We start from the raw sequence: 9,591 nt of genomic DNA on the forward strand, positions 1-9,591 counted from the left end.
GTCGCCCCGGCCGACTTCCTGCGCCGGTGCTCGGGTGCGGCGGTGGCCGCCCGGCTCGGACGACGGCCCGGGCGACGCCACCGGCGGCCGGCCCGCGATGATGCGCTGTGCCGCCGGCAGGCGCCGCACTCCCGTCGCCTCACCCCGTCGACGGGGTCTTGACCATGACACCGTGTGAGGCCCTGCACTGGGAGGCATCATGTTCACCATCGGAGACTTCGCCCGGCACGGCCGCGTGTCGGTCCGCATGCTGCGCCACTACGACGCGATCGGACTGCTGCGGCCCGCCCGCGTCGACGAGGCCAGCGGCTACCGCTTCTACGAAGCCGGCCAGCTCGCCCGGCTCAACCGCGTCATCGCCCTGAAGGACCTCGGCTTCAGCCTGCACCAGGTCCAGAGCATCCTGGACGAGCAGGTGAGCCCGGCGGAACTGCGCGGGATGCTGCGGCTGCGGCGGGCGGAGCTCGCAGCAGCGATGGCAGCGGATGCGAGGCGGCTGGCCCAGGTCGAGGCGAGGCTCCGGACGATCGAGAGCGAGGGACGCATGCCATCCGACGACGTCGTGGTCAAACGCATTCCCGCGGTCCGGGTGGCCGAGCTGACCGGCACCGCCAGGACCGACGGACCGGAAGGAATCGGGCCGGTCATCGGACCGCTCTACGAGGAGCTGTGCCGTCGGCTCGCGACTGCGGGCGTCGCCCCGGCGGGCCCTGGCATCGCCTACTACGAGGCCTCACCGGACGGAGGCGAGGCTGTCACCGTCCACGCGGGCTTCATCGTCGCGGCGGAACCCCGGCCCGACTTCGACTTCGCGGTCGTGGACCTGCCGGAGGTCGAGACTGCCGCGACCTTCGTGCACCGCGGTTCGATGGACGAGGTCATGCCCAGTGTCCAGGCGCTGGCCCGGTGGATCGACGCGAACGGCTACCGCTCCGCCGGCTACGCACGAGAGCTCTACCTCGAATGCCCGGACGATCCCGACCAGTGGGTGACCGAACTCCAGGAGCCCGTCACGCGCGCGTGAACCCGGCTGCCGGATCCAGGACCATCCGCCGCATCGGCGCGGGTCTTCCGTACCGCGGCAACGCTGGCGCCCGGTTGGCGCGGGGGCACGACGGGGTGGGCCCCCGCATGACGCAGGAGCAGGAAGTCGGCGGGGCCGACTTTCCGAGGGTGGCGGTCCTCAGGACGGGACGAGGAGGCGGCTGGCCCGGGGCGGTGCCGAGCTCGGATGTCCGCGCCGGCGCCGTGACTCGGGGGTGCCCCGTGCTGCCCCGGGCGCGGGCGTGGGCGGCTCCCGATGTCGGGGGCGTCGGCTAGGGTGCGACCCGGCCGGGCCCGTCCGTTCGCGGGCCGGCGTGAGGGGAGGGCGGCATGGGCGGCGGTGCGCGCGCGGGCGAGGAGCGGGGCGGTGTCGGCATCCAGTGGCTGGTGGACGCCGGCGGACAGGTCGACGGGGTGGTGTTCGCCCGGGGGATCCCGCCGGCGGAGTTGGCCCGCCGGATGGGGGCCGACCCGGCGGCCGTGAGCGGCCCGATCAGCGGGACGGAGATCTGGGGCCTGGACATCGAGGGCTACCGCCCCGGTGACGAGGGCGACGGGGTGATCCGGGTCGGCGAGGCGGCCGGCTGGGCCTTCGCGATCGAGTACGGCGACTCCACGGGCGGCGAACTGCTCACCGAGATAGCCCGCCACGGTGCCGAGGTGGTGCACTTCCGCCCGATGCCGGAGCAGCCGCCGGCCCTGCTCGACTACGCCCGGGACGGCGCGGTGCTGTGCGGCTTCGGGCTCGGCGAGGAGCGCTGGCGCTGGGGCAGGGAGCCCGACCTGCTGCTGCCGGAGCTGGTCGCCGCGAAGGTGCTGGAGGCCGACGGCGTCACCCCCTGCGGGCCCGGGGGCAGACCGTACGGGGCCGTCCGGCGCCGTGCCCTCGACGCGGTCGGACGGCGGTTCGGGCTGTGCCTGCCCCGCGCCGTCCTGGGCGAGCTCCGGCTGCCGGCCTACGTGGTGCGCGGCACGCCGGTGCTGGAGCCCGGCGCGGGCGGCCGGCGGTAGGGCCGCCACCGGTGGGCCGGTTGGAGCCTCACCCGGTCGGCCGGTGGCGGCCCCTTCGGCGCACGCCCTCCGTCCGGGGGTTCCGGCGGGCATCGCCGCGCCACGGCCCCTAGGGTCTGTGATGCGCCGACGGCGCCACGCGCCGGGGCGTACGCCGCCCGGCCGTGCGCCGGTGTGCTCCGCGCGCCCGAGAGCGAGCCGCCCGGCAGCCCCGAGAGGTGAACCCGAGAGGTGGACCGCTCCATGCACACCGTCGTCCGCGGCGCCGCCGCCCTCGGCCTGGCCGCACTTCTGCTCGCCCCCGCCGCGGGCTGCCAGAGCGGCAGCCGCTCCGCCGCCGAACCCGCGCCGACCTCCCCGGCCTCCGCGGCCTCCGCCACCCTCGGCGGCCTGGCCGCCCAGCAACTCGCCTGGCACGCCTGCCAGGCCCCGAACACCGCCCAGGGCGGTGGCACCGCGCCCTCGGCGGACTGGCAGTGCGCCACCCTCAGGGCCCCGCTGGACTACGGCAAGCCGGACGGCAGCACCATCGACCTCGCGCTGATCCGCAGCAAGGCCAAGGACGACCAGCACCGGATCGGCTCGCTGCTCTTCAACTTCGGCGGCCCGGGCGCCTCCGGCGTGGCCACCCTGCCCGCGCTGGCCGACACGTACTCCTCCCTCAACACCCGCTACGACCTGGTCGGATTCGACCCCCGGGGAGTCGGCGCCAGTGCCGGGGTGACGTGCCTGGACGACCAGGCCATGGACGCCAACGCGGCGGTCGACGGCACCCCCGAGACGCCGGCCGAGATCAAGGCCCTGGACGACAGCAACGCGCAGTTCGCCGCCGCCTGCGAGCACAACTCCGGCGCGGTGCTGCCCTACGTGGACACCGAGAGCGCCGCCCGCGACCTCGACCTGATGCGGCAGGTGCTCGGCGACGGCAAGCTGTCCTACTTCGGCATCAGCTACGGCACCCAGCTCGGCGGCGTCTACGCGCACCTGTTCCCCCAGGAGGTCGGCCGGCTCGTCCTGGACTCGGTGGTCGACCCGACCAAGGACCCGGAGCAGAGCGCGCTCGGCCAGGCCCAGGGCTTCCAACTCGCGCTCGACGACTTCATGAAGGCCTGCGCCGCCCAGGCCGCCGAGGCCTGCCCGACCGGCGCCGGCGGCGCGGAGGGCACGACCCGGATCACCGACCTGCTGCGGCAGCTGGCGCAGTCGCCCCTGCCCACCGGCAGCGGGCGCAAGCTCACCGAGACCCTGGCCGTCACCGGCATCGCCGGCGCGCTGTACAGCCGGCAGACCTGGCCCGCGCTGGCCTCCGGACTCACCGAGGCCATGCAGCAGGGCAGCGGCGACACCCTCCTCCAGCTGGCCGACGCGCTGCTCGGGCGGGACCCGCAGGGGCACTACAACAACCTGAGCGCGGCCAACCGGGCGATCTCCTGCCTGGACGCCCGGCAGCGCTACTCCGACCAGGACGTCGAACAGCGGCTTCCGCAGTTCCGCGACGCCTCCCCGGTGTTCGGCACCTTCACCGCCTGGGGCCTGACCGGCTGCACCGGCTGGCCCGTCCCCGGCAAGGCCGACCACCCGGAGGTCTCGGCCGCAGGGGCGGCGCCGATCCTGGTGGTCGGCACCACCGGCGACCCGGCCACCCCGGTGGAGGGCGCCCGCACGATGGCGCAGCAACTCGGGTCGGGCGTCGGCGTCACCGTGACGCTGAACGGCGAGGGCCACGGCGGGTACAACACCGGCAACCCCTGCCTGAAGCAGACCGTCGACGCCTACCTGTTGGACGGCACGGTGCCACCGGACGGGACGACCTGCAGCTGACGCCCGCCGCGCCGGTGGCCGGGCACAGGACCGTCCGCAGCCGTCCGGCCACGGCCCTAGCCCGAAGTGGACCAAAATGCAGAGCAGTGATTGGCCCTTCGAAGTGGTCCAATCGGCTCCTATGATCGTCGACGTGACGACGAAAACCACCAAGGTCGACTTCTACTTCGATCCCGTCTGCCCCTTCGCCTGGATCACCTCCCGGTGGATCCTCGAGGTCGAGAAGCAACGCGAGCTGGACCTCACGTTCAGGGTGATGAGCCTCTCCGTCCTCAACGAGGGCCGCACCGACCTGCCCGAGCGCTACCAGCGCCTGCTGACCACGGGCTGGGGCCCCGTCCGGGTCTGCATCGCCGCCGCCGAGAAGCACGGCGAGCACGTCCTGCGCGACCTCTACACCCAGCTCGGCACCCGGCTGCACGACCAGGACCGCGCTGCCGACGACACGGTCATCCGCGAGGCGCTGGTGGCGGCCGGGCTGCCCGAGGAACTGGCCGAGGCGGCCGGCAGCACCGCGTACGACGTCGCGCTGCGCAAGAGCCACCACGAGGGCATGGACCCGGTCGGCGAGGAGGTCGGCACCCCGACCATCCACGTGGACGGCGTCGCCTTCTTCGGCCCGGTGCTGAGCGCGATCCCGCGCGGGGAGGACGCCGTACGGGTCTTCGAGGGTGTGCGGCTGCTGGCCGGGTACCCGAAGTTCTTCGAGCTCAAGCGGACGCGGACGGGATCGCTGGACTTCTCCTGACCGGCGGGCCCGCCGGGCAGCCCGTGGTGCGACACCGTCCGCTCGGCCACCCGCTCGGCCGTTCGCTCGCCCTGCCCCCGGCCCCTCGCTCGGCCTCCCATCCGGGGCCGAAGGGGCCGACCATGGAGGGTAGGGCTCCGGGTGTGCCCAGGGCAGGTCCCCGGGCGGGACGGACGGCCCCGGGAGGCGGTGAGCGCGGATGACCGTACGAGCGCGTCTGCGTGCTGCCCGCCACGCCGCGACCCCGCCCGGGCCGGGCCGCCACACCGCGACCCCGCCCGGGCCCGGCCGCACCTCCGGTGGCCCCGGTGGCCCGGGCGGTCCCGGTGGCCCGGGACGCGGTCCCGGCAGCCCCCCGCCCAAGCCCCCCGCCCCCTCCTGGCGCCGCTGGCTGCTGCCCGTCGCCGTCCTCGCCACCCTGCTCCTGCTCGTCCTCTTCTCCCGCACCGCCCCGACCAGCGCCCGCTACGGCTACACCGACTTCCTCAACCGGGTCGACGCCGGTCAGGTGCAGACCGTGAACGTCAGCGACACCGGTGGCGTGAACGGCATCCTCAAGGACGGCACCCGCTTCACCAGCCAGATCCCCACCGCCCTGGACACCTCCCAGCTCAGCCGCGCGCTCTCCGACCAGCACGTGAACGTCACCGCCAGCCGCTCCGGCGGCAGCTCGCTCTGGTCCACCCTGCTGCTCTTCCTGCCGCTGCTGATCTTCGGCGGGCTGTTCCTCTGGTCGGGCCGGCTGGCCGCCCGGTCGCTCGGCGGCGGGCTGAGTGCGATCGGCCGCTCCCGGGCGAAGATCATCGAGGCCGAGCGGCCCGCCACCGGATTCGCCGACGTGGCCGGGTACGAGGGGGTGAAGCAGGAGGTCAGCGAGGTGGTCGACTTCCTGCGCAGCCCGGAGCGGTACGCCGCCGCCGGGGCCAAGGGGCCACGCGGTGTGATCATGGTCGGTCCGCCGGGCACCGGCAAGACGCTGCTCGCCCGGGCGGTGGCCGGAGAGGCCTCGGTGCCGTTCCTCTCGGTGACCGGCTCGGGCTTCGTGGAGATGTTCGTCGGCGTCGGCGCCTCACGGGTCCGCGACCTCTTCGACGAGGCCCGCAAACGCGCGCCGTCCATCATCTTCATCGACGAGATCGACGCCGTCGGCGGCCGCCGGGCGGGCGGCTCCCGGATCGGCGGAAACGACGAGCGCGAGCAGACCCTCAACCAACTGCTCGCCGAGATGGACGGCTTCGACCAGAGCACCGGCATCGTCGTCATCGCCGCCACCAACCGGCCGGACGCCCTCGACCCGGCCCTGCTGCGCCCCGGCCGCTTCGACCGGCAGGTCACCGTGCCGCTGCCGAACCAGGCCGAGCGGGCCGCCATCCTCGCCGTGCACACCCTGGGCAAGACCCTCGCCCCGGACGCCGACCTGGACCGGATCGCCCGCGGCACCCCCGGCTTCTCCGGCGCCGATCTCGCCAACCTGGTCAACGAGGCCGCGATCAACGCCGTCCGCGCCGACCGCTCCACCATCACCGCGGCCGACCTCGACGACGCCCGCGACCGGGTGCTGCTCGGGCGCCGGGAGTCCTCCAACGCCCTGCTGCCCGAGGAGCGCCACGCCGTCGCGGTGCACGAGTCCGGCCACGCCCTGGTGGCCGCGCTGTGCGAGCACGCCGATCCGGTCGCCAAGGTGACCATCCTCCCGGCGGGCGTCGCGCTCGGCGCCACCGAGCAACTCCCCGAGGCCGAGCGGCACCTGTACAGCGAGAGCTACCTCACCGACCTGCTCACCGTGCAACTCGGCGGCCGGGCGGCGGAACTGGTGGTCTTCGGCGAGGGCTCGACGGGCGCCGCCAACGACCTCGCCAACGCCACCTCGGTGGCCACCCGGATGGTGCGCGAGTTCGGCCTCTCCCCGGACCTCGGCCCGGTCGGCTACTCCAGCGGCTCCCCGCAGTACCTCGGCGAACACCCCGAGGACATGCTGCGCCGCCCGTACTCCGAGCAGACCCAGCGCACCGTGGACGAGGCGGTGGCCGCGCTGCTGCGCCGCGCCGAACGCCGGGCCGTCGAACTGCTGCGCCGGCACCGGCACCACCTGGACGAGCTGGCGGCCCTGCTCGTCGCCCAGGAGACCGTGGACGGCGGCGTGGTGCTCGACATCCTGCGGCGCCCCGTACCGCTGTCCAAGGAGCCCGAAGGCAGCCCCTGACCGGCCTCAGGGCGCCGGCGGGCGCTCGAAGGAGGTCTCCAGCACCACGGTGGCCCGGGTGCCGCTCACCCCGTCGATCCCGTAGAGGCGCCGCAGGACCTCCTGGAGCTGTTCGGTGGACGCCGTACGGACCTTCACCAGCACCGGGGCGCTGCCCGCGATGACGTGGGCCTCCTCGATCTCCGGTATCGCGGCGAAGGCGGCGGCCGAATCGCCCGTCCACGCCGAGGAGTCCACCAGCACGACGGAGAGCACCCCCAGCCCGAGGCTGCGCGGGTCCACCTCCACGGTGGTGCGGCGGACCACCCCGCGCTCCCGCAGCTTGCGCACCTGCTCGTGGGCGGCGGCCGCCGACAGCCCCACGGCCCGGCCGAGGGCCGCGTACTCCCCGAACGACGCCGGGGTGGAGCTCCGGCGGCACGGCCCGGTTCTCCGACCCGGACTTCGCATCACCTCCGACCACGACGGGCGCCCGCTCCACGTCAACGACAGCCGGGCCGGCCACATCCGCGCCTTCGACATCGGCGGGGACGGCTCCCTCGGCGGTGACCGCGTCGTCGTCACCGGGGACGGCCGCCGGTTCGACGACATCCGCTTCGACCTCGACGGCCGGCTCCGGGCGGCCGCCTTCGAGGACGGCGTCCACTGCTACGCCCCGACGGCGACCTCATCGGCCGTATCCTCGTCCCCGAGCCCGTCTCCGACCTCACCTTCGGCAGCCCGCAGAACAACCGCCTGTTCATCACGGCCACCACCTCGCCGTACTCGCCGGTGACGTCGATGACGGGCACCGACCGAGTGGCCACCCCGAAGGAGCCGGCATGACCGAGACCCCGCCCGCGGACCTCCAGCGGCAGATCGCCCTCGCGCTGGGCGTGGCGCCCGTCCCCGACCCCGCCAAGGAGGCCGACCGCCGGGTGGACTTCCTCGCCGAGCAGCTCCGGGCCGCCGGCGCCCGCACCCTGGTGCTCGGCATCAGCGGCGGCGTCGACTCCACCACCACCGGCCGGCTCTGCCAGCTCGCCGTCGAGCGGCTGCGCGCCGAGGGCTACCGGGCCGGCTTCACGGCGATGCGGCTGCCCTACGGCGTCCAGGCGGACGAGGCGGACGCCCAGCGTGCGCTCGACTTCATCCGTGCCGACGAGGTGCTGACCGTCGACATCAAGCCCGCGACCGACGCCGCCTTCGACGCCCTCCTCGCCGCCGGGCTCACCTTCACCGACCACGCCCACGAGGACTTCGTGCGCGGCAACGTCAAGGCCCGCCAGCGGATGGTCGTCCAGTACGCGGCCGCCGGCGCCTCCGGCGGCCTGGTCGTCGGCACCGACCACGCGGCCGAGGCCGCCGTCGGGTTCTTCACCAAGTACGGCGACGGCGCGGCGGACGTCATGCCCCTGTCCGGCCTGACCAAGCGCCAGGTGCGCTCGATCGCCGCCGTGCTGGGCGCCCCCGCCGAGCTCGTCGGCAAGGTCCCCACCGCGGACCTGGAGAACCTCGCCCCCGGCCGCCCCGACGAGGACGCCCTCGGCGTCGGGTACGACGCCCTGGACGACTTCCTGGAGGGCCTGCCCGTCAGCGACGAGGTCTTCCAGACCGTTCTCGGCCACTACCGCCGCACCGAGCACAAGCGCAGCCTGCCGATCACCCCCGGCCAGGCGTGACCACTCCGGCCACCCGCTCGGGCGGCGGGCTCGGCCTGCGGACCGGCTGACCGGTCCCGGTACCGGTCCTGGCCCCGGTACCGGTCCTGGTCCCGGTACCGGGAGGAGGGGTGCCGGGCGGCCGAGCGGCCGGCCGACGGGTGACGGCCGGTCAGTCGCCGTCCGCGTCCGGCTCCGGGGTGGGGGCGCCGGCCGGCTTGAGGCCCACCTTGGCCTCGGCCGTGGTCCAGTCGGCGGCGATCGCGGCCTGGGCCGCGGCCAGGGTGATCTGGCCCTTGCAGATCGCGGTGTGGAGGTGAGTCTCCACCGAGTCCTTGGGGTTGTTCGGCCCCTTGCCCGGGACGTGGCCGGGGGAGGGCGGCTGGATCCAGAGGTTGCGGGGGTCGTTGGGGTCGCCGCCGAGCTGCAGGCTGATCAGGTGGTCGTACTCGGCGTCGCCCATCGGGCCGGTGTAGCCGTAGGACTTGGCGTTCTCGGCCTTCTCCTTGCCGGTGATGTTCGCCGGCGGGCGGATGGTCGAGGTGTAGCCGCCCGGCTTGCAGATGGTGTCGTTGAGGTTGCCCTGGTTGACCGCCGGGCTGACCGCGCCCGGGGTGCAGTTCGGGTCGGGCAGCGGCTGCTGGTCCGCCGTGTAGCGGAAGTGGCAGCTGCCCGCCGCGGGCTGCGGCTGGACGGTGTAGGAGCTCTTGGGGCCGGGCCCGGTGGCGATCGCGGCCGGAGCGGGCTGGGCGGCGTCCCCGCCGGCCGTCGGGGCGGCGCTGTGGGTGCCGCCCTTGCCGTGGGCGCTGTCCTTGGCGGTGTGGCCGCCGCCGGACGAGCAGCCTGCGGCTGCGGCGAGCAGGACGGCCGCGGCTATGGCGAGAGCGCCTCGGGCGGGAGCCGGCACGGAGTTCCTCCAGGTCGTCAGGTGCGGCGCGGCCGACCGGCGGGAGTGCCGGGGCCGCGCCAGCGGACCTTACCGTGTCGAGGAGGCCGAAGGGGTGACGCTGTGTCCGGGCGCGGGAGGACCGGGCCGGGCGCGCGGAATCGTTTCCGCGTCCTCGGCGTGCGCACGGTGGTGGAAGCCTGACCATCGCGGTGAACTGGTCGGGTGAGACGGCCTT

General features: G+C 74.6%; 8 protein-coding genes. 6 read left to right on the top strand and 2 right to left on the bottom strand.

Going from position 1 to position 9,591, the window contains the following annotated elements; all coding sequences use genetic code 11:
- Positions 1-199 precede the first annotated feature (199 nt).
- The 5 genes from ABT247_RS28365 to ftsH all read left to right on the top strand — a co-directional run bounded on the left by ABT247_RS28365 (position 200) and on the right by ftsH (position 6,827).
- Positions 200-1,024 carry a MerR family transcriptional regulator gene (locus ABT247_RS28365; RefSeq protein ID WP_350747887.1) on the top strand — a complete coding sequence of 275 codons (825 nt, stop codon included), beginning with the start codon at positions 200-202 and terminating at the stop codon, positions 1,022-1,024.
- 350 nt (positions 1,025-1,374) lie between these two features.
- Positions 1,375-2,055 carry a DUF6461 domain-containing protein gene (locus ABT247_RS28370; RefSeq protein ID WP_350747890.1) on the top strand — a complete coding sequence of 227 codons (681 nt, stop codon included), beginning with the start codon at positions 1,375-1,377 and terminating at the stop codon, positions 2,053-2,055.
- A gap of 243 nt (positions 2,056-2,298) precedes the next feature.
- Entirely contained in the window at positions 2,299-3,876 is a 1,578-nt protein-coding gene (locus tag ABT247_RS28375) for an alpha/beta hydrolase (protein ID WP_350747893.1), read from the top strand.
- A 121-nt stretch (positions 3,877-3,997) separates the two neighbouring features.
- Positions 3,998-4,624 carry a mycothiol-dependent nitroreductase Rv2466c family protein gene (locus ABT247_RS28380; RefSeq protein WP_502892515.1) on the top strand — a complete coding sequence of 209 codons (627 nt, stop codon included), beginning with the start codon at positions 3,998-4,000 and terminating at the stop codon, positions 4,622-4,624.
- A gap of 199 nt (positions 4,625-4,823) precedes the next feature.
- Entirely contained in the window at positions 4,824-6,827 is a 2,004-nt protein-coding gene (ftsH, locus tag ABT247_RS28385) for an ATP-dependent zinc metalloprotease FtsH (protein WP_350747897.1), read from the top strand.
- A gap of 6 nt (positions 6,828-6,833) precedes the next feature.
- Here ftsH and ABT247_RS28390 read toward each other — a convergent pair whose 3' ends face one another.
- Positions 6,834-7,277, bottom strand: coding sequence for an Lrp/AsnC family transcriptional regulator (locus tag ABT247_RS28390; protein WP_350747898.1), 444 nt, complete (start codon positions 7,275-7,277; stop codon positions 6,834-6,836).
- Positions 7,278-7,648: 371 nt separating this feature from the next.
- Between ABT247_RS28390 and nadE the strand changes: the two genes are divergently transcribed.
- A complete protein-coding gene (gene nadE, locus ABT247_RS28395) occupies positions 7,649-8,488 on the top strand; it encodes an NAD(+) synthase (protein WP_350747901.1) in 840 nt (279 codons plus the stop codon).
- A gap of 151 nt (positions 8,489-8,639) precedes the next feature.
- On the opposite strand, the gene ABT247_RS28400 is transcribed toward nadE, so the two are convergent.
- Positions 8,640-9,374, bottom strand: coding sequence for a hypothetical protein (locus ABT247_RS28400; protein ID WP_350747904.1), 735 nt, complete (start codon positions 9,372-9,374; stop codon positions 8,640-8,642).
- Positions 9,375-9,591: the final 217 nt, after the last annotated feature.

Origin of the sequence: Kitasatospora sp. NPDC001539, assembly GCF_040298565.1 — a bacterium.
Classification (GTDB): domain Bacteria; phylum Actinomycetota; class Actinomycetes; order Streptomycetales; family Streptomycetaceae; genus Kitasatospora.

Bases quoted from the DNA above. Each gene is read 5' to 3' on its own strand.
- ABT247_RS28365 (WP_350747887.1), top strand. From the start codon at position 200: ATGTTCACCATCGGAGACTTCGCCCGGCACGGCCGCGTGTCGGTCCGC.
- ABT247_RS28380 (WP_502892515.1), top strand. From the start codon at position 3,998: ATGATCGTCGACGTGACGACGAAAACCACCAAGGTCGACTTCTACTTC.
- nadE (WP_350747901.1), top strand. From the start codon at position 7,649: ATGACCGAGACCCCGCCCGCGGACCTCCAGCGGCAGATCGCCCTCGCG.
- ABT247_RS28390 (WP_350747898.1), bottom strand. From the start codon at position 7,277: ATGCGAAGTCCGGGTCGGAGAACCGGGCCGTGCCGCCGGAGCTCCACC.
- ABT247_RS28370 (WP_350747890.1), top strand. From the start codon at position 1,375: ATGGGCGGCGGTGCGCGCGCGGGCGAGGAGCGGGGCGGTGTCGGCATC.
- ABT247_RS28375 (WP_350747893.1), top strand. From the start codon at position 2,299: ATGCACACCGTCGTCCGCGGCGCCGCCGCCCTCGGCCTGGCCGCACTT.
- ftsH (WP_350747897.1), top strand. From the start codon at position 4,824: ATGACCGTACGAGCGCGTCTGCGTGCTGCCCGCCACGCCGCGACCCCG.